At 49.0% G+C, this 24,303-nt stretch carries 23 protein-coding genes; all 23 read right to left on the reverse strand.

What is annotated here, in order from left to right; genetic code table 11:
* Nucleotides 1–116: 116 nt before the first annotated feature.
* Nucleotides 117–1,406, reverse strand: a complete 1,290-nt coding sequence (gene ltrA, locus ACJJI4_RS12000) for a group II intron reverse transcriptase/maturase (RefSeq protein ID WP_444925282.1) — start codon at nt 1,404–1,406, stop codon at nt 117–119.
* A 671-nt stretch (nt 1,407–2,077) separates the two neighbouring features.
* Nucleotides 2,078–2,491, reverse strand: coding sequence for a zf-TFIIB domain-containing protein (locus ACJJI4_RS12005; RefSeq protein WP_444925283.1), 414 nt, complete (start codon nt 2,489–2,491; stop codon nt 2,078–2,080).
* A gap of 838 nt (nt 2,492–3,329) precedes the next feature.
* Nucleotides 3,330–3,956 carry a hypothetical protein gene (locus tag ACJJI4_RS12010; RefSeq protein ID WP_444925284.1) on the reverse strand — a complete coding sequence of 209 codons (627 nt, stop codon included), beginning with the start codon at nt 3,954–3,956 and terminating at the stop codon, nt 3,330–3,332.
* Between the two features lie 168 nt (nt 3,957–4,124).
* Entirely contained in the window at nt 4,125–4,838 is a 714-nt protein-coding gene (locus ACJJI4_RS12015) for a hypothetical protein (RefSeq protein ID WP_444925285.1), read from the reverse strand.
* A 550-nt stretch (nt 4,839–5,388) separates the two neighbouring features.
* Entirely contained in the window at nt 5,389–6,651 is a 1,263-nt protein-coding gene (gene ltrA, locus ACJJI4_RS12020) for a group II intron reverse transcriptase/maturase (RefSeq protein ID WP_444925286.1), read from the reverse strand.
* Nucleotides 6,652–7,289: 638 nt separating this feature from the next.
* On the reverse strand, nt 7,290–7,715 hold the full coding sequence (locus ACJJI4_RS12025; RefSeq protein WP_444925287.1) for a hypothetical protein: 426 nt from the start codon (nt 7,713–7,715) through the stop codon (nt 7,290–7,292).
* A gap of 317 nt (nt 7,716–8,032) precedes the next feature.
* Nucleotides 8,033–8,416 carry a hypothetical protein gene (locus tag ACJJI4_RS12030; protein ID WP_444925288.1) on the reverse strand — a complete coding sequence of 128 codons (384 nt, stop codon included), beginning with the start codon at nt 8,414–8,416 and terminating at the stop codon, nt 8,033–8,035.
* A 15-nt stretch (nt 8,417–8,431) separates the two neighbouring features.
* Complete coding sequence (locus ACJJI4_RS12035) at nt 8,432–14,992, reverse strand: hypothetical protein (RefSeq protein WP_444925289.1); 6,561 nt, start codon at nt 14,990–14,992, stop codon at nt 8,432–8,434.
* 2 nt (nt 14,993–14,994) lie between these two features.
* On the reverse strand, nt 14,995–15,390 hold the full coding sequence (locus ACJJI4_RS12040) for a hypothetical protein (protein ID WP_444925290.1): 396 nt from the start codon (nt 15,388–15,390) through the stop codon (nt 14,995–14,997).
* Nucleotides 15,391–15,401: 11 nt separating this feature from the next.
* Nucleotides 15,402–17,612 (reverse strand): phage tail length tape measure family protein, encoded by a 2,211-nt coding sequence (locus ACJJI4_RS12045; protein ID WP_444925291.1) that lies wholly within the window; start codon nt 17,610–17,612, stop codon nt 15,402–15,404.
* A gap of 3 nt (nt 17,613–17,615) precedes the next feature.
* Nucleotides 17,616–17,882 carry a hypothetical protein gene (locus ACJJI4_RS12050; protein WP_444907878.1) on the reverse strand — a complete coding sequence of 89 codons (267 nt, stop codon included), beginning with the start codon at nt 17,880–17,882 and terminating at the stop codon, nt 17,616–17,618.
* Nucleotides 17,839–18,306, reverse strand: coding sequence for a phage minor tail protein domain-containing protein (locus ACJJI4_RS12055; RefSeq protein ID WP_444925292.1), 468 nt, complete (start codon nt 18,304–18,306; stop codon nt 17,839–17,841). Before ACJJI4_RS12055 ends, ACJJI4_RS12050 begins: the two co-directional genes overlap by 44 nt.
* Before the next feature lie 2 nt (nt 18,307–18,308).
* Nucleotides 18,309–18,722, reverse strand: a complete 414-nt coding sequence (locus ACJJI4_RS12060; protein ID WP_444925293.1) for a phage tail tube protein — start codon at nt 18,720–18,722, stop codon at nt 18,309–18,311.
* Between the two features lie 26 nt (nt 18,723–18,748).
* The gene (gpU, locus tag ACJJI4_RS12065) at nt 18,749–19,156 is read right to left on the reverse strand and encodes a phage tail terminator protein (RefSeq protein WP_444925294.1); all 408 of its coding nucleotides are present in this window, start codon (nt 19,154–19,156) and stop codon (nt 18,749–18,751) included.
* Between the two features lie 233 nt (nt 19,157–19,389).
* A complete protein-coding gene (locus ACJJI4_RS12070) occupies nt 19,390–19,872 on the reverse strand; it encodes a hypothetical protein (RefSeq protein ID WP_444925295.1) in 483 nt (160 codons plus the stop codon).
* 100 nt (nt 19,873–19,972) lie between these two features.
* Nucleotides 19,973–20,491 carry a hypothetical protein gene (locus tag ACJJI4_RS12075; protein ID WP_444925296.1) on the reverse strand — a complete coding sequence of 173 codons (519 nt, stop codon included), beginning with the start codon at nt 20,489–20,491 and terminating at the stop codon, nt 19,973–19,975.
* Between the two features lie 104 nt (nt 20,492–20,595).
* A complete protein-coding gene (locus tag ACJJI4_RS12080; protein WP_444925297.1) occupies nt 20,596–20,973 on the reverse strand; it encodes a hypothetical protein in 378 nt (125 codons plus the stop codon).
* A gap of 100 nt (nt 20,974–21,073) precedes the next feature.
* A complete protein-coding gene (locus ACJJI4_RS12085) occupies nt 21,074–21,430 on the reverse strand; it encodes a DUF4288 domain-containing protein (RefSeq protein ID WP_444925298.1) in 357 nt (118 codons plus the stop codon).
* Between the two features lie 556 nt (nt 21,431–21,986).
* Nucleotides 21,987–22,403 (reverse strand): hypothetical protein, encoded by a 417-nt coding sequence (locus ACJJI4_RS12090; protein ID WP_444925299.1) that lies wholly within the window; start codon nt 22,401–22,403, stop codon nt 21,987–21,989.
* A 98-nt stretch (nt 22,404–22,501) separates the two neighbouring features.
* Complete coding sequence (locus ACJJI4_RS12095) at nt 22,502–22,756, reverse strand: hypothetical protein (protein ID WP_444896930.1); 255 nt, start codon at nt 22,754–22,756, stop codon at nt 22,502–22,504.
* A gap of 91 nt (nt 22,757–22,847) precedes the next feature.
* Nucleotides 22,848–23,255, reverse strand: a complete 408-nt coding sequence (locus ACJJI4_RS12100; RefSeq protein WP_444925300.1) for an ankyrin repeat domain-containing protein — start codon at nt 23,253–23,255, stop codon at nt 22,848–22,850.
* Nucleotides 23,256–23,560: 305 nt separating this feature from the next.
* Nucleotides 23,561–23,857, reverse strand: coding sequence for a head-tail joining protein (locus ACJJI4_RS12105; protein WP_444925301.1), 297 nt, complete (start codon nt 23,855–23,857; stop codon nt 23,561–23,563).
* A gap of 7 nt (nt 23,858–23,864) precedes the next feature.
* Nucleotides 23,865–24,236: a capsid cement protein gene (locus ACJJI4_RS12110; protein ID WP_444925302.1), complete on the reverse strand. Its 372-nt coding sequence runs from the start codon at nt 24,234–24,236 to the stop codon at nt 23,865–23,867.
* Between the last annotated feature and the right edge of the window lie 67 nt (nt 24,237–24,303).

Consider the following 24,303-nt stretch of genomic DNA (forward strand, 5'->3'; position numbering starts at 1 on the left):
CGGCGCAGTAGTGGTAGGACAGCCGGTTACCCTAACTGCCCCCACGCAGATCCGGACGTGCGGAACTACCGCATCCGGCTCTTCAGTAATATATTCGCTCGTGTAAAGCACGAACCCTAATACCAGTCCACAAGTATACTGCGTTTGTATACTCGCGGTGGCTTTAGCCCAAAATATCCCAGCATTTCCTTTAGACCATTCCAGTTGTAACTCTTGCGCTGACTCCGCCGGTTGAGCCATTTGTGTATGCTGTGTAAAACATAGCTGTACAAACGGGACAAGCTTCGACTGTTGTCTGGTAGACCGAAGTAGTTCTGGAACCCCTGTAGCTTGCGCTTCAGTGTGGGCAGCCATTCTCTCAGACGCTCACTGCGCTTGGCTTTGATCCAGTGGTAGAGCGCTTCCATTGCGCCCTTCTGTTTCTGTGCGGCAGTCCGGCGCCTGAGCCTGGGGCGTTTGTTGACGTCCAAGCTCCAGTAGAACTCAAAACCCAGAAACTGGAACTGCCGTTTTCGGCCCGGATGGAAGCGGCTAAAGCGCTTCAGGTGCGTTTTCTCGGGGGCTAACTGCAGGCCAAACTTGTTCAGCCGTTGCGGTAGTACCCGGTAAAAGCGCTCTGCATCCGTTTTCAATTGGAAAGCCACTACATAATCATCGGCGTACCGGATTAGCATGGCTCTGCCACGCATACGCGGCTTAACTTTCTTCTCGAACCACAAATCCAGGACGTAGTGCAGATAGATGTTCGCCAGTACCGGACTGACCACACCTCCTTGCGGGGTGCCTGCTGCCGCTTTACTGAACTTACCATCTGGAGTTTGCACGCGTACTTTCAGCCACTGCTTAATCAGTGTCAGCAGGGCTTTGTCGTCGATACGAAGGGCTAGCATCCGCAGTAACCAGTCGTGATCCAGCTGATCAAAGAAGCCTTTAATATCGGCTTCAACGATGTAGCCGTAGCCTTTGAATTGCAGATTTAAGCCAAGACTGTGTACGGCTTGGTGGGCGCTTTTCCTGGGACGGTAACCGTAGCTGAAGGGCAGAAAATCCTGCTCCCAGATACTTTGCAGTAGCTGCGCTACGCTCTGCTGCACCAGTTTGTCTTCCACCGTAGGCAGCCCCAGTGGGCGCTGCTTGCCGTTGCCTTTGGGAATCAATACCCGCTTAATCGCCTGGGTGCGGTAGCGTTTGTCACACAGCCGTTGATGTAGGCATTGAATATTTTGCGGCAGTCTTTGCCGGTAAACTTCGGTAGTTACTCCGTCGATACCGGGGCGGGCCTGCTTATTGAGCTGGCCCCAGCTTTGATACAGCAGGTTGGAATTTAGCAGTCCGTATAAATTCTGAAACCTGTGTCTGGGGTGGCTCTGTGCTTTAAATGCGATGGCGTGCAAGGCGGTTGTCATAGTGTCTCCAGCCCTACTTTGTCCGGACTATGTTTCTGTTGCACACCGATATTACTGTCAGCCCCTTCGCCATGTAAGCGGCTTTCCCGCTCTCGGACTACTATGAGCTGATCCGACTTCCGAGTGGTCTTCGTTGGTTTCGCCATTAGGCTTAACGTCTCTACCTGCTCCTTCAGGAACCTGCTCGGATCTCTCAAGTTCTCAATACTTCTCTTTCTACATGCCACGGCTTAATAACCCCGCCGATCCGCAACAACCTTACCATTACGGTTGCATTGCCTGGACTTCGATGGCGTTACACATCTCGTCAATCGGAGCTCACTTTATTATCGGAGCGATACCAGCACTTCAGGATCACGATAATCCCTATGGCCTATAGAATTCTCTGTGTACGCTTCACATAGTTTGTTCACAGTTGAAAAAAAAAAGATAATTATATTTTCTTTCCCTTCTGTTCCGCCCTACGCGCAACACTCGATACAGGTGGCTGGTTAGGCCTTACCCGACAGGGACTTCCACCCTGCAAGAAGCATCAAGCTTAGCTTGACGCACTAACGCCTCAATAACAGGCTGAATGGACTTTGTGACTTTTGTAATAAAATGGCGCAAAGTGTAGGCAGTCCTGCGGAAGCCCGTAGGGCTGGAGCGAAGTTGATTGACTTGTTAAAGACCTACAGACCATCTAATAGACTACCTATAATTTCACCAAGAATCTCTAGGCCGCCGCCTGTATCGCAACTTGAAGTAGATTTGTTACTTGGTAAAAAGTCTATGAATCCTGAAATAGGATCAATATCCCACCACGATGATTCTTCTTTAAGTAAGTCTTTTTCATCTCTGTCTAGCCAAATGGACTTACATGAAGAACATATGTCTATCTCCATTCCTTTGTGCATAAGAATGTGTATTTGTGATTGGCATTTTAAACAGTTGAAATTTGAGAGCGGAAGCTTTGTTATTTTTTCAATTTTTGCTTCTTTAAGAGTAGGTATACTATCAATAGGTACAAATATTCCATGGCATGAATTACAACCATGAAAGCCTTGCTTTGAAGTTAGAATGTTATTATCTCTTGGACATTTCATAATGTATTTAACGGCCGGCTAAGCGGCGAGCTGCTCAACAGCGAATCCGGCAGGCGCAGCCTGCGTACTTGAACCGCTTGTTATGGTTTTGGGCCATCAGCACGCTTCTTTTTCGATTTTTTACTGAAACACAACACAGCACTTCTTAGCACTGCGTAAAAGCATATAACTGATCCGATGAAGCACGGGACAAAGAGCAATAGAATTCCACCTACATACCCCATATAAGCGAAGACTCCAAGCAGAAAACCGATGAAAATTTCGGTTACCACTGACTCCCAATCTACGGAATCATTTAACTCAACCGTCTTAGCCCCATAGTGCCTTAGTCCTATTCTCTGTATCTTTTTAGGCATAAAAAATCCTAACGCCCACAGCACACGCAGCGTAGGCTGTCCCGCGGAGGCCCGAAGGGCCATAGTAGTGAGCCTGGGATTGTTAAGAGTTATTGGCTCCATGTTCCTTATCCCAACAAAAGCAAAAAAATAAGTAGTAGCTACCAAACAAGGCGTATATCCACATAATTGTAAACCCCATGTGATCCATAGCACTATCGCCAAATCTGGAATACAACAAAAATACTAAAAGTGCAGCAAAGAACGAAGTATTTAGGATGACTGTACCAATAAAGCGCGAAACACCAAACCTGCTCCCCTGCCTCGGGCAAAGAAATGTAAATGGGAGCCACGCAAATTTCTGAGCATGAAACACATTCATTATTTTAATAAACTCACCCATAAATTGATCCTTCAATTATGACTCTTAACGCTGAGGTAAGGGGCGGCTGTCAAGCCGTCCCGCGCAGGCCCCCAGGGCCGGAGTGAAATTGACCACCTTGTTACGTTTTTAGTGAGGCCGGAGTATCTACGATATTTATCTTCTGTAAATCTAACGATTGGTCAGGTAGCTCTATAAACTGGAGGGCTCCATTAGCCATTGAAGAAATTACAGATGTCACTACGATGCCAACCACCATCCCATCCACTGTAGGGACTCCGCTTGCTCCACCAGAGGACGCAGCACCAGCACCCATACCTACAGTTACCGCATCATCCATATCAGTATAAAGCACCCAAAATATCTTAGCTTTTTCTAAAGGTCCGTTCTTTGGCACCCATAAACCGCCCTCACCACCTGCTGATGAGAATTGAGGGCCGTAGCGTTTAGCATATGAAGGCACCTCGCCTGACTCAAGATAAGCTTCTACACGCTCTTCGGAAAGAATTAATACTGTATCTCCGATGCCGATATAGTAATAGCCATCATCATCCTCAGCTACCAAAGAGTATGTCCCGGACCTAAGCCCAAAAAGCCATTTGTACTCTAGAAGGCCTCTTGTTTCAGTGTAATAGAGGTCTTCTTGCAGCGTGAAGTGACTTTGCTTTGATGATGTTTTCAAGTTCGAAAGTGTAGATGAGCACCCTGAAACTAACGTCAACAATATGTAAAATAAAACAACTCTCAAGCTAAAACTCCAAATAAGTCTATTTTTTATCTCTGAAACGTAACGCCCAGCGCAGGCGCAGCCAGCGCGGAGCGCCTTTTGTGTTAATGCTTGAGCGCCAGCGAGTAACACAAAAGGTGCGTAGCGTTGGCTGTCACTCTGCCGCTGATTGTTAGTACCTTTGACGGGCTAAGGGGCCAAATAATTTGTGATAGTAATACTTTGAATATCAACCAAATCTGAAGAACCATCATAGTCACGGAGATTATCATTCAGCTCCCCAAGTTGATCAGTAAACTCATTCACCTGTGGGTAGTAATCCCTTGATAAAACAGTTTCCTTATCGCGCCCAGAAAAAAGAACCGCCTCTACATTTGTTAAGACATTGCCGCGCACCAAGTTATCATATGTATTCTTGGTGAAACTTCCATGATAAAGCATAGTCAACTGTAAATACCCTTCCACATTGGTGAACTCATACGAAAGATCGCGTCCTTCAATAGTACAACACCAACCCACAATATCCCCATAGCTATACCTGAAGAAGTACTCTGTTTGGCCGCAAATTTCAGAGTCAATCACAAGCCGACAGCCCGTACTATAAACGAGCGAAAAGTCCTGCCCCATAACATCACCACTTCCATCTGTAGCCACTACAACATTTACTCTGATATTGTCGGCGTCTTCTCGTGACACGTTATTTGCGAATCGCACAACGACCTCAAAAGAAGGGGGGGCAATTGAAAGTATTTCGGAGGAGGTAAAGCTTTCTATTTCAGGGGGTTTCTCTACTGTATCAGGAGCGTCTTCGCCGTTACTGCTGCTACTGCCGCCGCCGTCGCATGCGAACAGTAGGCCCGTAATAGAAACGAGAGCGATCAAATTTAGGATTTTATTAATCATATGTTACATCTAAGTTTTGGTTAATATATTTGGGGCAACACTAAGTACTAACGCCCCGCGGAGGCCCTAAGGGCCGGAGCATCACTGCCCGTGATTGTTATGTGCGCCCAACGCTCGAAAGAGGACCAAGAGCTGAAGGACTGCAATTCCCACAAACACGAAACTCCAGAAATAGTAACTTGACTGAATCAACTCAGCCCCAATTGATATTTTCTTCTCAGCTTCCGCAAGCGATTTAAATTTCTCCGCAATCTGCGCGTTTGTGTATTTCCCCGACTGAATTTCGGATGCCCAAGTAACATACGAGTTCTGAATCTCACCATTAGCTGAAAATGCATTCCAATTTTCAGAGCTTTTGATACATAGAAAAAGAACTAAGATTAGCGGTAGAAGTACCACTGCTACAATTATCGATTTTTCTCGCTTCATAGCTCTATCACAGTAGTGGTAGGACAGCCGGTTACCCTAACTGCCCCCACGCAGATCCGGACGTGCGGAACTACCGCATCCGGCTCTTCAGTAATATATTCGCTCGTGTAAAGCACGAACCCTAATACCAGTCCACAAGTATACTGCGTTTGTATACTCGCGGTGGCTTTAGACCATTCCAGTTGTAACTCTTGCGCTGACTCCGCCGGTTGAGCCATTTGTGTATGCTGTGTAAAACATAGCTGTACAAACGGGACAAGCTTCGACTGTTGTCTGGTAGACCGAAGTAGTTCTGGAATCCCTGTAGCTTGCGCTTCAGTGTGGGCAGCCATTCTCTCAGACGCTCACTGCGCTTGGCTTTGATCCAGTGGTAGAGCGCTTCCATTGCGCCCTTCTGTTTCTGTGCGGCAGTCCGGCGCCTGAGCCTGGGGCGTTTGTTGACGTCCAAGCTCCAGTAGAACTCAAAACCCAGAAACTGGAACTGCCGTTTTCGGCCCGGATGGAAGCGGCTAAAGCGCTTCAGGTGCGTTTTCTCGGGGGCTAACTGCAGGCCAAACTTGTTCAGCCGTTGCGGTAGTACCCGGTAAAAGCGCTCTGCATCCGTTTTCAATTGGAAAGCCACTACATAATCATCGGCGTACCGGATTAGCATGGCTCTGCCACGCATACGCGGCTTAACTTTCTTCTCGAACCACAAATCCAGGACGTAGTGCAGATAGATGTTCGCCAGTACCGGACTGACCACACCTCCTTGCGGGGTGCCTGCTGCCGCTTTACTGAACTTACCATCTGGAGTTTGCACGCGTACTTTCAGCCACTGCTTAATCAGTGTCAGCAGGGCTTTGTCGTCGATACGAAGGGCTAGCATCCGCAGTAACCAGTCGTGATCCAGCTGATCAAAGAAGCCTTTAATATCGGCTTCAACGATGTAGCCGTAGCCTTTGAATTGCAGATTTAAGCCAAGACTGTGTACGGCTTGGTGGGCGCTTTTCCTGGGACGGTAACCGTAGCTGAAGGGCAGAAAATCCTGCTCCCAGATACTTTGCAGTAGCTGCGCTACGCTCTGCTGCACCAGTTTGTCTTCCACCGTAGGCAGCCCCAGTGGGCGCTGCTTGCCGTTGCCTTTGGGAATCAATACCCGCTTAATCGCCTGGGTGCGGTAGCGTTTGTCACACAGCCGTTGATGTAGGCATTGAATATTTTGCGGCAGTCTTTGCCGGTAAACTTCGGTAGTTACTCCGTCGATACCGGGGCGGGCCTGCTTATTGAGCTGGCCCCAGCTTTGATACAGCAGGTTGGAATTTAGCAGTCCGTATAAATTCTGAAACCTGTGTCTGGGGTGGCTCTGTGCTTTAAATGCGATGGCGTGCAAGGCGGTTGTCATAGTGTCTCCAGCCCTACTTTGTCCGGACTATGTTTCTGTTGCACACCGATATTACTGTCAGCCCCTTCGCCATGTAAGCGGCTTTCCCGCTCTCGGACTACTATGAGCTGATCCGACTTCCGAGTGGTCTTCGTTGGTTTCGCCATTAGGCTTAATGTCTCTACCTGCTCCTTCAGGAACCTGCTCGGATCTCTCAAGTTCTCAATACTTCTCTTTCTACATGCCACGGCTTAATAACCCCGCCGATCCGCAACAACCTTACCATTACGGTTGCATTGCCTGGACTTCGATGGCGTTACACATCTCGTCAATCGGAGCTCACTTTATTATCGGAGCGATACCAGCACTTCAGGATCACGATAATCCCTATGGCCTATAGAATTCTCTGTGTACGCTTCACATAGTTTGTTCACAGTTGAAAAAAAAAGATAATTATATTTTCTTTCCCTTCTGTTCCGCCCTACGCGCAACACTCGATACAGGTGGCTGGTTAGGCCTTACCCGACAGGGACTTCCACCCTGCAAGAAGCATCAAGCTTAGCTTGACGCACTAACGCCGCCAGCACAGGCCGGAGCACGCAGTGCGGAGGTCCAGCCCCGAAGGGGCGATTGTGGCTGGCCTTGTTATGGTTGGCGGCCTAGATATTAACAACTGTGTCATAGAAATAGGCCACTGGTTTATTGGAACGCATTATTACGAAGCCCTCTCTGGTTTCAGAGCCTCCGCTTTCTTTAAAGTTTAGAATTATATCTTTGGGCTTAAGCTTCTGTGCAAAGCAGGAATATACCGTATTCGTGCCTTCGAGAAGACCAATTGCATCATGAATATATGATTCTTCTTCGTTGGGAAGAGGCTTAACCCTAGACAGCAGCTCAGCTTCTCTGGACAAATTCTTTAGGGAAGACTGGAGCATTGCTTCAAAGGTAATTGGCTCACCATATTCAATGGACCCGAAGTCACCCAGCTTTCTTTCGTTAGAGCTATCACCACGACAGTTAAATACCTCTGCATAGAGCGATGAACTAAAACAATATAAAGCCATCAGGATAGCAAGTGATCTCATCTTAGTGACCATAACAGTTTATTAAAGAGCCAGTGGCTCGCTATCAATTTGGCCACTATTTCTGGGATGGAGCCTTCAAGCTCCACAAAAAAGTCTTTATTTACGGCAGGTTATAAACTGCTGTCTAAATAGCAACCAGATATAGTGAGCCACTGGCTCAAGTCGTCTGGCTCAACTTCCCGCTCTTGAATACATTTTACCTGCAATTAAATCAATAAGTTAGGGGGAAACTTTCTGCAGATGTAAGCCATGGCTCTATAATTCGGGACTTCACACCGGCGGTACGCCCATTCCAGTACTGAAAACAACGACTAGTATCAACCGCTCGGAATCGCCATCGCCGCAATCGAACTATGCACAGCCAGGCGGTTGGCCACTTCACCAATACAGTCAGAAACAAGGCCAGCTGCCTCATCAACCACATTGACCGGCTGCCCCGCATCGGTAGTGAGTGTTTTCGTTGTTACGTAGACTCTATCCATCGGATCTCCGGCGGCATCGGTCTGCACGTTGTTCTGATCATCAATCACGGCAATCACACACTTAAGCACGGCTACCGCTTGGGCTTCTGCGCTTGCGGGCTCGGTCTTTTGCGTAATTGCAGCTCGCACAATCGTACCGGCACTGTGGCCGTCGTCGATGGTATAAGCAAACTGCCAGGCCGCTAGGTCCGGTACAGTGGTCGGTGTAAAACCAGGCATTATCTATCCCCTTTATTAGTCAGACTTGTAGACGCCGTTATGCGTAATAACTCGGTGCTGAGGGTCAAGGCCTGCAGCGTAACTCTTGCCACCGACAGAAAGCTTGTGAACAGTACGCAACCCTGCACACTCCACTCGCTCAACAGTCTCCCAAGTTAAAGGCTCGTCCTCGTGTAAAACCCCCAGTTCAACACTCTGACAGTCCTGAGCCCAATACACGCGGCCCTCTCTGTCGGTGACAGGAGTTTCCCGACTGCATATAACCTGTGCACCACTTTCCAAGGTGAGCAGTACACAGAGCATGCTTGGCTCTTTTTCTATACGCACAACTTGTGATTGGTGAGTGTCGGTATTTCCAGCTTCCCAGCAGTCGATAAGCTCACCTGGCTCGCAATCATCTACAAGCAGGCCTTCGCGTAGCCATGAACCTTCAGCTACGCACCACGGGTCTGTTGGTACGGTTGACCCTCCACCATTGGCAGGGGTTTTAATAGTTCCTACGGCGCGCCGCCCAAAACCCGCAGCCAATTGCCAAACTTGCGTGGTTGCGTAGTAAGTTACCCCACCCCCGCTATAGTCGGGATCGTCTACATACACGTAGTAAGTGGTAGAAAAAGAAAGCCCTGTGATAGAGCCACTGTTGTGGGAAACAGTACCGAATGAATACTGCACAGAGTGCGCAGCAATAGTGATTTTTGCCGTGGAGCCATCATCAGAAGCAGACAACACCGTACTGCTGGTGGGCAGGCTGGCAATGCTGCCGATATTTTGCTGCAGGCTGCGTTGATCCGCTATTTGGCCATTTTCATTGAGGCCGCTCATATACTGGGCGAAACCAATTAACGGGCGCGGGTTTTGGTAAATACCACCGCCGGCTATGACTTCATTTCCGGATAGATAAATCTCTCCAATAATTAGCATTTTGTCCGAGGGCGTGAAATATTCGCGCTTAGTTGTCGACCCATCAAGGTAGTGGTAACGGTATTGCCCGCGTTCGATAGATACCGCCACTGCCGAGTGACTGGAATCCCAGGCCCCATCCGTATCGGTGACAATATAAAACTGCCCCGAAAGGCTTGGGTTTAGCTGAACAGATGCAATCGAAACCCGCTGATCACCCCAAAGAAACCAACCCGGCAGATTGCCATCGGGATTGCCATTGGCATCAAATCCGCACAGTTGCGCCTCTCCTGGGCTGGCATTATCTCCGAGTCCTGCATTGGTATTGATCTTTAGATAAAGACCATTGCCCGTGGGCTCAACCTTATCAATGCGGACGTAATCCAGCTGTGTACGCCCCACTTTATCGCCGCCATAATTGGCAACGACATACGGGGAAAAGTAGCGCACATCCGCCTGCAATTTTGCCGGCTGCGCAATAGTGTTTTCTCCAGTTGGATTAATTTCTGCGTTGGCGCTGGCATTGCCTTGGAAGTATCCCGTGTATTCCTGCCAATCCTCTCCCGCCGCGGCAACTCCCGAACAAGCCACGTAGTGCTGGCTGCTGTACTCGTCATTGCCCGAGGTATTGCACCGGGTTCCATCATCACGAAACCCACTGACCCCAACATACAATTTTCTATCGGTATCCCCCTCATTGCCTACCCAGACGCGCGCTTTAATACGGTAGAGCTCGTCGGGATCAAACGGAAAGCGCTCCTTGAATTCAATCCAAGCCTCACCGTCGTCCGCATAAGTACCACTATCGTTGCCGCCGATGCGCAATACTTTGCCACCAACTTGGGCACCGGCATAGCCAGTTTTCACGTAATAGACATTGTCTTCACTATTGCCGGCGACAATTGGCCAGTCAGCTGTGGCCAGGGTATCAGTGAATGCGTCTATAAAAACTGAAGCCGAGGCCTGCAGTGCCCGCAGCTCTGCCCGGCGGGCGCTCTGCATTGAGCCCAGCAATATGCCGTTATTGGTGAATTCTCCAGTAGATTCGCTGTAGCCGATAACAGTTTTGGTCGCATTGGCTTCCGGTTTATCAGGACCGCTGACACCGTCCCAAGTTGCGCGGGTACTTGCCGAGTCGTTAATTGCGAGCAGAAGCGTCTGACGCTTTTCGTAAACATACGCCCAGTTGGTATTCCAGATGCTGCGACTTATGGGGGTCACCTGACTGGTGTCATTCCAGGTAGGGGTCAGGCCTAGCAAATAATTGGTCAGCGCTGTGATGGCCGCGGTATAGTCGGAGCGCAGAGTATCCAGCTCGCTGTACTGGCTCGCATTTGCGGCGATGCCATTTTGCTCGTCGAGAAAGCTCTGGTACTCCAATACCGCCTGTTTTTTCTCAGTAGGATGCAGCTTGCCATCTGCGGCAATGTCATCCAGATCCTGCAAAGCCGCCGTGGCATCAGCCTGCGCACTATAAACGGCATTCTGGGCCGCCACCGCTTTACTATCCGCAGTCTCCGCAGCGCTCTGCGCGTTGTCCGCACGCGACTTTAAAAGGGCGGAAACTGCATTTAGAAGCACCTGGCGGTAGGCGTAAACGTCCTGCCATTTTCCATTCCAGGTACTGCGCACAATGCTGGTAGTGCTATTGGTGGCATTCCAGGTAGGGCTTAAGCCCTGTAGATAGCTAGTAAGCGCAGAAATTGCGCTGCTGTAGTTGATTTTCTCCGTGGATATGCCGAGCGCGCTGGCTTGGGATTCAATGCCCGCTTGCTGGCTGATGAGGTCATTATATTCCCGGTTTACTTGCACCTTTTCTGACGGGTGGAGCTTGCTGTCTGCGGCAATATTACCCAGATCAGCAAGCGCTGTCGTTGCATCGCTCTGGGCATCCTCGGCCGCTGTTTTGGCACTATCGGCCTGCTCTCTTGCCGCATGTGCATCCAGCATGGTTTCCGGATCGCCTGCGCCACCCTGGGTGACCACCACAGCACGGACACTACCACCATCACTATTTGCTGCCCAAACAGCGACCTCATTGTCTCCCGCAACAATGTCCACCGGGAAACCATACCAGCGCAGCGCGTTATTGGGTCCAACCACCGAACCCAGGCTACTGCCATTAAATGCCAGCTGTACGCCCTCTGCATCGAATAGCAGCACATGCAAGTAGCCGCTACCGGTCTCATTATTGACTGCAGAAAATTTATATTTATTGCTGCCGTCATAATCACTATTTTGCGGCCAGTCCTCTGGGCTGCTTCTTAAATCCTTCCCATAGAGAAAACGTGCCCCTTGACTGGCTTCGCGGGCAACCCCGGCAATCCTATTCAGCAATGCCTGGCGGGCGCTGTACACAGCAGTCCAGTTGGCATTCCAAATAGTGCGGCTGATCGGCGTAGCCTGGTTAGAGTCATCCCAGTTAGGGCTAAGTCCCTCCAGATAACTGTCGAGTGCTTCCAGTGCGCTATCGTAGTTGCCCCGCTCCAATAAAACTCCATATTTATCGGCCTCGGAATTGATACCGCTCTGCTCTTCAGTAAGTTGCAAATACTCCCTAATCACTTGGAGCTTTTCCGAGGGGTGCAACTTGCCATCTACGGCAATATCATCGAGATCTTCCAAGGCTGCCGTCGCGTCGGCCTGGGCATCTTCTGCGGCTTTTTGAGCTTTTGCCGCCGCATCCATTGCCGCTTGTATATCTGGGTCTAGCGTGGGGTCTTCATGGTCTGGATAAGGGGTGCGGGACTTGGGAACAAACAACAGGCGTACGGCGTTAGTCCCCAAGCAAATACTTCCCTGACCGGCATTACCCGGACTATTGGGGCTGTTACCGTAACAGGCGATTATTTTGTTATTGCTTAAGACCGGCATGGGATTTGAGGTGCCGTCGACTAACAAAACAATACCACCGGGTGCACCTCCGCCACCGCTACCTCCGGGGACCGCTATCAAATTTTCCTCACCGGTGCTGCCGGGGCTGCCATCCTCTCCAGAGTTTTCTACTCTGCCACTGACTCCAATGGCGATACCTCGCGCAATCACAACGAGTCCGGCACCCCCGTCGCCACCTACACCACCGCGGCCGCTGGGCTCGTAACTCCCATCCCAGGCATAGAAAGAAGAGTGACCACCGCGTGCGCCACCCGAGCCTCGCAGATCATCGGGAATGCCTTGAAGGTCTCCGCCATTATTCTCAATATCGAGGGGAGGCATAACTGCATTGCGGCCAATAACCGTTTGCCCCAAGGTCCCCCTAGCTGTTCCCCGACTCACTACCGTTTGAGCATCTTTTAGCTGGCCGGCACCGCCATAACAGGACCCCAAAAAGCCTACGCCGCTATTGCTTGGGAGGCCTTTGAGTTCACCATCAACTTGCAGCACACCACGAACACGCAGCTCAACATTGTCGCTCACCGATAGAGTGCAACCTGCGGGTATTGTGAGGTCACCGGGGTGGTAATAGATTGCGCGGCTGTCGGTGTTGCCGGAAAGTGCGCCATCTGCGGTTAAGAAACCGTCCGCATCAATTGCGAGGCCGGCCGCCGCCATTGCAGTGCCTTCGCTTTCATACCATTCGTCTGGCAATTCGGCACTGGTGCTTTCCGCTTGATCGACAATCATGCCGGCGGGTTGATAGCTGCCAAATAAATCAACCGTCACTGAGCCGCTAACTTGATCGACGCTAATGCGCTGCACTTCCATAGCGCGATCTAGGCTGTATTCATCTAAACCCAAAGTAGGCAATAGACGGATATAGTCCAGCTCGTAGCTATAGTCTGCTGTGTGATCATGGCCAATATCGATACGGATTAGCTCGATATCACCACCGGTCCAGTCATCCTCCTGGGTAAGATCTAATACAAATTCTTGCCACTCATCTTTAGCACTGTTCATACGCTCGATAAGGTCGAGCATTTCATCCGCGCCCGCAGAAAAATAATAGCTGCTCTCGGTGTGTTTAAAAAACAGCTTACTGCCAATGCCTGCAGCAATCGGTTCATCACTGGTACGACGAACGCGCATTTTTATATAGGGCAGATCAGCCCCAAGAAAAGTGGGTGAGAAATTACGCTTAATCCAGTGATTTTCGCCAACAACTTTAACCGACAATACTCCATTAGTCACACTGGATTCCGTTACGCCGTCAAGGGGTACCCAGCCCTCGTTATCACTAGCGAAATTAAAATCGTAGGGCCTATCACCACGAATCGAGTGATCGCGCAGCTGCGGTAAACTCACCCGCACTATATCCCCTACTTCCAGGTCGTTTTTACTGGGGAGTAATCCCAAGCGCAGACTCAGCGGCGGACCAGCAAAGCGATCCCTAAGCGCATCAAAAGTGTTTTTAATCGTAGTGTAGGTGTGGCGTGAATTATGGAGCCCGCGAAACTCCAGCGTGTGCTGTTTGGCTTCGCCGTGTACAGCGATTGAATCAGCATCAAGTACATGGTTTGTACGCAGATACTTGCCGTCAAATCCAGGCTGTTCAAACCAACTCCATTCAACGGAAAATACATTACGTATACCCGCTAAATTGTATTTCAGCTCGCCGAGGCTGCTGACATCGTCAGGACCGATAGTCGATACACTGCCAGAGTCGGCAAGTACGCCGGCCATACGACGAAATCCCAACTGGCCCGCCGCATTTACCGGCATAAACGCCCCCAACAGCAGGTTGATTTCAGTCTCGATAAACTTCTTGCCATCCGTTTCTTCGAGGCCATCGAAACGCAGAATCTTGCCTTTGCTGTGGTCGCTGGGCTTGTACCAATCTGAACCTATATTTTCGAATTGATCGAGAACCACATAATTGGGATCAATTCCTAAGTGCCAATTACTGGGCAATACATCATTAGTGCCCAAGATAGCGCCTGTAAGCAATGCATAAGCTAGCTGGGGGCCGGGGCCCTCTAGATAAACATACTCTTCAACTTCAATACCACTTTCAGCATCGCTATCTTCTGGCAGGATATGGTCGCGGGCATAGGTGCCGAATAAGCCTCGCGTACAACCGGTAAAACTACTATCGGTTTTACCGGTAGCTCGCAATATCTCAAAGCCATCCTGATACTTAATTTTAAGGTAATACACAGATTGGCTAGTTGCATCACCATAGGCAGAAGTGTGCGGATTGGCTTCAAACTGACTCGCATCATATACCTGCAAGGTGTCTGCCGTTTTCAGGAAATCTGCAGATAGTCGCGTGCTATTTAATACAAAAATATCACTGCGCATTGCCCGCTGGATATCTCGACAGCGCACACGATAGATACCGCTCGCATAGGAAATAGATTCCTCAGCAATCTGGGTTTGCTCCAGCCGGAAACCCTCCCAGTCGAGACCAGCAAAGCCTTGGTAAAGGCGAACGGTTCGCCCTTTAATACCACGTCCTTGCTCTAACTCATCGCGCAACACATAGGAAAACTGTCCGGCGATATCCACAACCTCAAATGAGATCGCTCCTATTTCTGCCAGTCCTTGCTCAGGGATAATTTTTTGGCTAGTTGCACTGCACTTTTTTAAGATTCCGAGAATCGCATTAGCAGGCAGCCCCGGAATATCATTGTGACTACTAATATAGAGCGGTAGGTCATAGTCGATTTCAATCACCAATCGCAATTGCCGTTGCGGTGCTTGGTTGTAAACATCAAAGGTTTCAGAATTGTTGCGCATAATTAAGCAATCACTTGGACTGTGGTAAATGAGAAAATAAAGCGACCATCCTTTTGGCGCTTTTCTTTGAAGGATTTAAATTTGAGTTGCACTTGTTGGGGATCATCAGCAAGCGCTGTCGTACCGTAGGCATCAAAAGTAAAGAACTCACCAAAGGCGCAGCTTCTTTTAAATTCACGCCAGCGTGCGAGCTCTGTACTGGTAAGCTTGAGCGGCACTGTCTGGCAAACGTATTCCTCTTCGAGGCGATAGACCGTGTACTCGCTTTGTCCGCTGAGCGCCTTGTGCTCTTTGCCTTCGAGCCGGTCACTGCTGTCATAGCGCTTCAACTTCGCTTCAATCTGGAAATCACTGCCATCACCGACTAGTGAGCGAATTGGGGTGTATTGAATCAGCATGAGCTACCCCTTTAACCATTAAGCTCAAGAGCTTGGCGGCTGCTCTTATCGAACAGCACCAGTTCTCCTTCGCTCATCTTGGTTTGAATTTCTTCGATAATTCGTTCACTGCTGTCGCCAACAACATCTCCCATAAACTGGAAAATCACTTGTGAGACTGGCTGCTGCGCTTCCCCTTCGACTACCTCATCAATACCAGACACGCCGGGGCTCTCCACAGCTGAACCCGTTGTGCTAATACTGGGGGCGGCTGCACCGCCTGAAACGCCGCTGGGCGCCTGCAAATCAGACAGCATCCCAGCGATTTGAATACCCTGGCCAATAGCCCCGGCGATCATAGGAATATTTTGCGGGTATCCAATTTCAGAAGCTTTTGCGATATTTTTTACAAGGGAAACCCCGGTAGAAAAAACAGCCATTGCCATCTCCGCTTTCGCAGCTTTTTGGTTATAGGCCGCTGCTGCCGATAGCACTTGGTTGGCTCCAGTAACAAACAGTTGAAGTCTGCTTTTATTGGAGGCCTGTTCGAGCTTCTCGCGTTGTTTTCGATGTTTGTTTTCTAGAAGGGTGAGCCTGCGCTCATAGGTATCGTGCGCAATTAACTTGCTGGCAAAGGCTTGATCCAGCAGGGCCATTTCTTCATCTTGTTGTACCTGCAGCTGTTCCATTTCGGTAAGCCAGGAAAGCTGCAATGTTTCCAGTCGAGCAATCAAGCGCTGACGTTCCGCTTCCGTTAGGCCATCCTCACCGATCTGGCCCTCTTCGCCTTCACCATTGGCTGTGCGTGCCTGCTCTTCAGCCAGGGCCATTTGGAAGCGCTCTTTCTCACGCTCAGCGTATTCAGTACGAAGTGCCTCAATGGATTCAAAGCCTCGCCTGGTAAGCTCTTCCTCGGCAATTTGCAGCCCAGCGATTTGCTGGAGTCGCTGTTCATGATCCAGCTTTATTTTGCCTTGTTGATTGGCTAGGAACTGATCCAGCTGTATTAATTGAGCAGTGCCCGCCTCCTCTGCTATTGCGCGTTGTTGGGCTATACGATCACGCTCAGATTGCTCCCTCGCGGCTACTGCGGCTTCTTCAGCTCTCCTCTCTTCATCCTGCCGCTTTTTTTGCGCGGCTATTTGTTCACTCTGTAGCTCAGCAAGTTGGCCGCGTATCATTTCTGATCTATTGCGATGGATTTCGACCTGAACCTGAACGCCTTCAGCTTCCGCCTTAGCCAGCATCTGCTGATGCCAAACATACTGGTTATGAAGTTCAGCAAATTGTGTGCGCTGCTTTTCTTCATCGGTAGGCGCAAGTCCACGCCGCAGGGTATCCACGGCACTGGTTAACTTATTAATACCGGATGTCGCAATACCGGTGGAGCCCGCAGTTTCACTGAGCCCCTCAAGAAACTCCTGCCAGGACTGCGCCAGGGAATCGGTTGCACCGGTGAGACCACCTGCTTCAGCAGCACCAGCACCGCCCACCTGCTGCTCAAGCTTTAACAGAATCATGCGCTGGGCTTCGGCAACACGCCCCGATTGCTCCAGAGTCTTGATCTGCTCCTTTTCTGCAGCCGTGAAACTGACACCGGCACGCTTCAGTGCGGTGATCCCGGTTGAGGGTTCCTCTAACGCTTTACCTAACTGAAGTGCCGCATTCTTTGCATCGCCTCCCATCACCGCTGCCATATCCTGGCTGAGGCGAATAGCATCATCGAATACCGGGCCTTGAACACCTTTAAAGGTGAGCAATATGCCCTGGGCTTCACGGATACCAGTAACACTAGCCAGGGTTGCGCGGGCCACTGAGCGGGCTTGTTCATCCAGCTGCTCTGCGGTTCGACCACTGGCACTACCGGTCGCCTTCAGTAGTGCCTCTATCTTGAGCTGACCCCGCTCCATTTCTTCACCAGCGCGGATACTTTTGTACATCACGGCTGTGACACCAGCGATCGCGACACCAAAGGACGCCCACGCCAAATTCCCACTAGTCAGCAACCCATTAAGCGCACCGACTCGACCGGAAACACCGCCCAAGGGACCATCGATAGCGGCGACCCCTTGAGCGGCACCACGCATGGAGCGGCCGAACATATCCCCCGCTGCACTGGTGGACTTCAGCTCTCGGGTTAACTTTTTATTGCGTGCAGTAGCTTGGTCCATCTCCCGCTTATACTGAGTGGAGCGCAGCTCCAAGTTGGCCACTATCGTGGCCATGGATGTTTGTTTAGCCATTGCTCAACTCATGGAGTTCCAGATTGCGATCTGCTGCTGTACGGTTTTTGGTTTGTGCGTTTGAGGTAGGTATTGAGAGACTTTGCCTCCCAGGGTGCCGGCAGCGATATGGGCGAGTTGCCACTGCTGGACTTCGGTCTGTAAGGGACGCTCGGAGTGGAATTCATACCAGTGGTCAAACTCGGTAGAACTCATGGAGCGCAACATGTTGAAATAGTCGGGACGATTAAAATCCCGCGCGAGCTGCCGGGCAAAGTAGAAACCCGGCACTAGCCTTTTTTTCGTTGTCCTCACCTTCCGTATCGCTACCCTCACCCTCATCGGGTATCTCTACAAAAAGGCCGGATAGCTTTGCCGCAGGCACATAGAGCACATCGATCAATTCAGGAGTGATACTGCGGATAAGTCCCTGATGAATCTGCTCCACGGATTCCTGACAGTCCGGCTTCATCCAAATTGCGTAGGCAATCAGCAATAATTTATTGCTCACCTCCCCGGCACGAAAAGCCCAGAGCTGGCCAAAGGATTCCAGTTCAGTTTTTGGAACGTCCTCTCCTTGCGGTAGGGGGATGTCCTCGGTAGTTTTCTGCAGGTATTCACAGCGGTGATAAGCACTCAGCTCAAATAGCTCTACTTCTTGCTCACCAAAAAGCACTATTTCAGATTTTAAAATAGGGGCTGGAACTAAATTCATGATTAGCTACCTGCAGTTACAGAGGGTTTACCAGAGATCTTGAATTTAACCGTGCGAGTGATCTTGTCATCCTTGGGTACCGCCTTACCCCAGGCGGTAATATGTCCAAGAAACTCAACGGTAGTGCCCTCAGGGTATTCGACCTTGTAGTGCTTGTTGGTATCGGAGTCGTAATCTGCACGCAGAGCCTGCTGGCCACTATCAGTCTCTTTCCAGATCAAGGTAATAGAGACTTCACCGGGATCACGTAAGCCCGAAGGGTCATAGTCCATATAGCCACTGGTGCCATCAATGGGAGTCATATCAACCGAACCACGAGACTCTTCACCGGGCTCAAGATCCAACATGCCCGCCACCTGAGAATAGGAAGTGCCATCATCACTGCGATAAAACTTGGTTTTATAACCTTGTGCCATAGTTATAACCTCATCGGGTTGTTTCGTTAAAAGTCTGTGGGTTCAGTGGAATACTTAGCGCTATACGTCAGGCGTACTTCACCTAATGGGTGATCCTGGTCCAGCGCAAACTCGGTTTGGCTGAGCAGGAACAAATCACAGGCGTCCTCCAGAGAAGCATCCTGCAAGACGCTTTCAATATCTGCCGCTGCCTGGTCTAACGCGGCATATACATCACCGCTAGTTTTCACCACTGCAGCAACCGTCAGATCCAGTTGCCGCTCGGTACCGCCATGCATTTCGTGTTTAGTGTTCTCAGTTGCAAAGCCCACCACAATCGCTGGCAGTTTTTTTGATTCAATTTCTTCTGTGGTGCCAGGAGGAGGAAATGTATAGCCCGATAGAGTTTTCAGTTTGTTTAGCACGGCATCGCGAATTGTTATGCGTTGGGTCATTGGGTAGTGTTCCAGAAATTTGGGGCATAAAAAAACCCGCTGATGCGGGTTTGGGTATTCATTTACAGTTTAAATAGCACGTCAAAAAGTACAATTTTATGGATCTAACGCCCTGTTAAGCTGTGAGCAGCGCAATACAAAAGCCGCCGCATACCACCTTAAATACTAAATGCAACGCATAGTACAAATGCCACGCATTGCGAATTACTCTTAAACAGTTTGTTATACACAAACTAATTACTCGAACGCTCTAGATTAAAAGACCTGCCCGTACGAAAGTTCGTATAGGACATTTCATCAAGCGTTACCTTCTTCACACGATAAACTTCTTGATAGAGTGCTGGCTCTCCATCTATGTTGTTTATTATTGTCGAATAAAGGCAGTGGGAATATGACCATAAACCGGATTCACGCACTCGATATTCACCGGTGCTATCTACAAATTGAGCATGAATAATAAAAGTACCGTCACTAGCTCTATCTACACTCCAAATTTGATGCCTACCATTACCGAGTTCTTTTTTACCCTCCCACTTTCCGACCAAATCATTAGGGTTTGAATTCGGACACGCATCCGTATTTAGAAACGCGACTGAGTTCAAAGGAAATTCATAATTATTTTCATCATCAAAGCTAACTAAGACTGAGATTAATATTAATGCAGCCATTCCGCCCAAAATAAAAAACACAAATGAAATAAGAGCCATCCTAATCATCTAATCTCCTTGCGGTGGTGTAAAACGGTAACTCTCAAGCGTCGCTATAAGCGGTCGCTTGGATCTAGTTTGTTCACCATTCACTATAATCTTCAATTCATTAATATAGTGGCTTAACAGGGGAACCAGCAAAATGTGCCGGATACTCAAGGAACCAGGTCATGATTTGTCGCTGAGGCAAATCCCTGATCAGCTCGTCACTGGCTCGGTTATATACTTTTGCATTAAACGTCCCTTTGCTGGTCAATACACATTGCCAGATGTGTCCCCCCTCTCCAAACGTCTGTCTATCGATATAGCTATCCAGTAGAGGATGGGGGGCAATCACGGCGGAAACAAATTCCTCCTGGATAATTGTCAAAAACAGTGGCTCCGCCATATGTTCAAGTCTGATCAACGAACCCTCGACGTTCTTTTCCCAACCCCAGCCTACGCGTACTGAATACCCACTCCGTATTCCATCGATTAGTGCGTCCATACTTCCAGCGATAGGACTACCGTTTTCGTCGTGTCTGTATACAGCCTGCCAACCCTGTTTAACCGGTGTATTCGCATTAATGTTGGAGCTATTACACCCGCCAACAATAAAAAGTAAAAGGACTATAAATAAAGCTTTCATTGAAGCTCTGCCTCCTTAAGTTAAATAGCTCATAACGCCTAAGTAATGGGCCGACTGGAGCGCAGCGTAAGGAGGTCCAGCCGCAGGCGCCATTGACCGCTTTGTTATGGATTTTCGGTGCGATGCAATATGGTTGTACATATATGTCCATACGTTGCCTGCACAGTAATGCTCTGGTTGTTTTGTTCCGTTTGTATGTACGCCACAAGAAAACCTTTGTAGTCTTTAACGCTCGATTCGTGCAAAGCAAGCGGAATTGAGATGCTCCCTGGATCTCCAATTATCGTATATGCTTTCACCAACTTTTCTCCCTCATGCTTACGTGGAATCAATGCAATAATGAGCTTGTCTGGCCCACTCTGATCAATTGTTAATAGGCCAGGCTTCTCAACAAGCCTTGGAAACCCTTCTCTCGCACAAGAAATGCTTTCTGAGAAAGCTATTCCTGGCAGAAGAAACAATATTGCTAGGGCCGACTTCATCTAGTATCCATAACGCTAAGCTAACCGGCAGCCAGTGCGAAGCACGCTTTTGGCTGTCCGACGGAGGCCGCTTGCGGCCGTAGTGTAGTTGAGCGCCTTGTTAAAGGTTGAATTCACGAAAGGCATGAAGGTCTTTCTCCTTTGGTAGTAATTTCTCCTTCCTTTCTTTCGGTGTGAGATATTCCTTAATTTCATACCACACTTCTTCTTTTTCAGCTTCATTGCCAAGATGCATCATATCCATTACGCCAACGAACTCGAAATAAACCTTATTGCCGTCTGAATTTCGGTAATTGTGCTGCTCTGATTTCCCATAAGACTTCACCTTTTTGAGTGCGACCTCTGGGTCTTCAGCGCCGATATTGATAATACGCTCCTCGCAAGTGCGCCGCTTATTATCCTCGCCATCAATGTGCACACGATATTGGAAAAGCAATTTTGCAGCGTACCTTTGCATAAATCTTGTGTACCTTTAACGCCCGCAACAGGGGCGCCCAACGCCATGCACGTTTTGTGCGAAACCGGAAGCGCAGCGACCCGCACAAAATGTGCATGGCGTTGGGCGTCCCGCGGAGGCCCGAAGGGCCGTAGCAAACTGCTTGCGCTTGTTAGGCATTCGCTCGCTTCATCCGAAACAGTTGCCATAACTTTAATCCGCCCACTGCAAACATCACGTTTAAAGCGAGCGTTACTGCCAGACTAGAGACAGTTATACAACCAGACGCCCCACCTAGATACCAAAGCATTGCGATAGGCCAGGGAATAACGGCAGCGGCACCACAAATTAAAGTGCTCGGCAAAAACCAAACTGCAACTAGAAACACTCGAAGTCGGTTATGGTTTCGTCTACCTAACCCCCACCAAAATACATACCCTAAAATCAACCAAATACAGTACAAAACATACAACCCAGACTGTATTGCGTACGCACCAATAGCTACAGGATATATAAGCAGGCCAACTAAATAAACTATGAGAATTTCCGCCAAACTTCCCCCCAATGCCTAACCTTGTTAGCCATTTTCCAATTTTTCCTTCGAATGCTTATACATATAGTAAATGCTATATGCGACCATACAAAACCACATAACGATGTTATCAAAGCGATCTTCGTAGAGCGCCCTTACTGCCATGGCAGAACAAATACCGACCATGACTGCATCAATGGTGAGCGATAAGGCTGCTATAGTTTTCTTCGCTTTGTCACCATGTGCAGATTGGTATCTTTCTACCAGACGATTGATTAAAAGCGATGTTGTGTAGAAACCTAAAAATATAATGGCGATATATCCAAGGAACACCCACCCCTCTACAGAGATATTGAAAATCCCCCGCAAAAATAGAAAAGTAACGTAGGAAAAGATGGCCAGTATTATGAGCCCGCCACTTCCTCTTACAAATTCTTGTCTAGATATATTTTTCATGATCATATGGCTAACGCCCAGCACACGGGCGGCCGAAACAGAGCGAAGCGGCGTGTAGGCCGTCCAGCCCGGCCTTTTTTGCCGGGCGTTCGTGCTACTGCTTGTTATGTGTTTGATTTAGCGGCAATAACCTTACCTAAAACAACTAAGCCAGTCCCTAAAATTAATGTAGACAATACATAGTTTTGGCCACCCTCTGTAGCCACAACTTTATAGTAAGTGTGACTGTCCTCGCCGGTAAAGAAATTACTTATTGTTATCCAAAAATCTACCGGCAAGAAATTGATCATAAAAGCCAACCCTGGATATGCAATAAATATCCAACCAAACCATACACACCACTTAGAGATCTTTTTCATGGATTACACATAATGCCCATAGCACAGGCGAGCGAAACGCAGTGAAGCGAGTCCAGCCCGCGCCTTTTGCGGGCGATTGTGCCTATGCTTGTTATATTTCATGACCATACTGCTTAAAGTAGCTACGTATAAGGCGCTTAGTCTTATCACTTAACACCCAAAGGGAGTTATTGAGTGATCTTTTGCACGCTTCAATATTAGGGTCAGCCCCTAACTCTAATAGCAGAATTACCATTTCGGTGTGGCCAGCCTCCAGTGCATGAATTAAAGCGAACTCAGGTATTGGTGAACCTAAACTTCTTAAGAGCTGAACTCCCTCAGTATGATTTTCTACTGCTAGCCAATGCAATACATTTTCGCCAGAGTAATTTACAGCTCGTAAACATTCTCGATTGCCCGTAACGATATCATTTACTTTGTGCGGCTCATTCAAAACTGCGTCCAGCAGAATGTCAAAGTCTTGTGATTTTTGTCGATCTACTTCGTCATGTCTTCTCATGTATTAAGCCAGCTCATGCCGGGGAAGTATAACATTTATATAGTGATCATCATGACCACTATTATCTTGACTACTATTTCTGATACCAATTTACGCCAACACGCCATCTTCTTCCACTAAATCAATAGATTACGATCACTTGGCACTATCGGCCCACCTAGAAAAATGATCAATTTGACCACTATCCCCATTTTTAACCAATCTTTTAAGTCAATGATTTTAAAGCATTTTCCTGTATGTTTGAGCAACTCAAAAAAATAACAATCACAATGATCATAAATCCTGTGCTGACCTACCCACTAAGGCTACACATCCACCAGCACTCGCCAAACAACCCCATCATCCGACAGCCATTTGCGCACTGAATATGCCACACCATTTAGCGTAATCACCGCCTCTGAGTTGTAAGACCCAACCTCACTCACCAGCAGGCTCAACTCAACACGCGGTACCCGCACGCGCTCCTCATCATCGAAGTCATCAATCTCCTGATCTTTTATCACTCGGCAATCAATAGGCTCAGCGCCGCTACCATCGGTATAGGTAGCGGCTTTGCCCCATTTGCGAAACGCGCGCTCTGCGGCTCTTTGGTCCAGGTCCATGGATCACCTAGGCCTTAACAGTGCCCGGTACGCCGGTAAACTTCACGGCAAAACTGGTTACGCCATTCCCGGCAGCCTCTGCGGCGAAGGCGGTCGCGCCGGTGATATCGCCAGTGGCTGTGGTGGTGGCGTTATCATCGAATGAGCTGGAGGCGACCACCCAGGTGAGGGTTTCGCCCTGATTGATCTCTGCGGCGGATACCTTGGGCACGGTGAATACGCCATCAATGGCAATCACGCCGGATGCGCCCACGGCGATATCATCCATCGCCACGCCCAGGACCGCACCTGCGATTACCACCTGGCCGGAGCTAATCGCTGCGCTGGTGTTGTTGGTGAAATCGAGCATGCGCCCGGCTTGTACAAAATTCGTAGCCATATTCTTTCTCTCAGTGGATAAAGCAGTAGAAATAAAAAAGGCCGCGTAGTGCGGCCCTTTCCGGTTT

The organism is Microbulbifer maximicatervae (SeqCode) (assembly GCF_052467305.1).

Excerpts from the sequence above, each read along its gene's own strand:
- ACJJI4_RS12075 (WP_444925296.1), bottom strand. The coding sequence starts at position 20,491 with ATGAAAGCTTTATTTATAGTCCTTTTACTTTTTATTGTTGGCGGGTGT.
- ACJJI4_RS12030 (WP_444925288.1), bottom strand. The coding sequence starts at position 8,416 with ATGCCTGGTTTTACACCGACCACTGTACCGGACCTAGCGGCCTGGCAG.
- ACJJI4_RS12080 (WP_444925297.1), bottom strand. The coding sequence starts at position 20,973 with ATGAAGTCGGCCCTAGCAATATTGTTTCTTCTGCCAGGAATAGCTTTC.
- ACJJI4_RS12110 (WP_444925302.1), bottom strand. The coding sequence starts at position 24,236 with ATGGCTACGAATTTTGTACAAGCCGGGCGCATGCTCGATTTCACCAAC.
- ACJJI4_RS12095 (WP_444896930.1), bottom strand. The coding sequence starts at position 22,756 with ATGAAAAAGATCTCTAAGTGGTGTGTATGGTTTGGTTGGATATTTATT.
- ACJJI4_RS12055 (WP_444925292.1), bottom strand. The coding sequence starts at position 18,306 with ATGAATTTAGTTCCAGCCCCTATTTTAAAATCTGAAATAGTGCTTTTT.
- ACJJI4_RS12105 (WP_444925301.1), bottom strand. The coding sequence starts at position 23,857 with ATGGACCTGGACCAAAGAGCCGCAGAGCGCGCGTTTCGCAAATGGGGC.
- ACJJI4_RS12005 (WP_444925283.1), bottom strand. The coding sequence starts at position 2,491 with ATGAAATGTCCAAGAGATAATAACATTCTAACTTCAAAGCAAGGCTTT.
- ACJJI4_RS12015 (WP_444925285.1), bottom strand. The coding sequence starts at position 4,838 with ATGATTAATAAAATCCTAAATTTGATCGCTCTCGTTTCTATTACGGGC.
- ltrA (WP_444925282.1), bottom strand. The coding sequence starts at position 1,406 with ATGACAACCGCCTTGCACGCCATCGCATTTAAAGCACAGAGCCACCCC.
- ltrA (WP_444925286.1), bottom strand. The coding sequence starts at position 6,651 with ATGACAACCGCCTTGCACGCCATCGCATTTAAAGCACAGAGCCACCCC.
- ACJJI4_RS12035 (WP_444925289.1), bottom strand. The coding sequence starts at position 14,992 with ATGCGCAACAATTCTGAAACCTTTGATGTTTACAACCAAGCACCGCAA.
- ACJJI4_RS12085 (WP_444925298.1), bottom strand. The coding sequence starts at position 21,430 with ATGCAAAGGTACGCTGCAAAATTGCTTTTCCAATATCGTGTGCACATT.
- ACJJI4_RS12090 (WP_444925299.1), bottom strand. The coding sequence starts at position 22,403 with ATGATCATGAAAAATATATCTAGACAAGAATTTGTAAGAGGAAGTGGC.
- ACJJI4_RS12025 (WP_444925287.1), bottom strand. The coding sequence starts at position 7,715 with ATGAGATCACTTGCTATCCTGATGGCTTTATATTGTTTTAGTTCATCG.
- gpU (WP_444925294.1), bottom strand. The coding sequence starts at position 19,156 with ATGACCCAACGCATAACAATTCGCGATGCCGTGCTAAACAAACTGAAA.
- ACJJI4_RS12045 (WP_444925291.1), bottom strand. The coding sequence starts at position 17,612 with ATGGCTAAACAAACATCCATGGCCACGATAGTGGCCAACTTGGAGCTG.
- ACJJI4_RS12070 (WP_444925295.1), bottom strand. The coding sequence starts at position 19,872 with ATGATTAGGATGGCTCTTATTTCATTTGTGTTTTTTATTTTGGGCGGA.
- ACJJI4_RS12060 (WP_444925293.1), bottom strand. The coding sequence starts at position 18,722 with ATGGCACAAGGTTATAAAACCAAGTTTTATCGCAGTGATGATGGCACT.
- ACJJI4_RS12100 (WP_444925300.1), bottom strand. The coding sequence starts at position 23,255 with ATGAGAAGACATGACGAAGTAGATCGACAAAAATCACAAGACTTTGAC.
- ACJJI4_RS12040 (WP_444925290.1), bottom strand. The coding sequence starts at position 15,390 with ATGCTGATTCAATACACCCCAATTCGCTCACTAGTCGGTGATGGCAGT.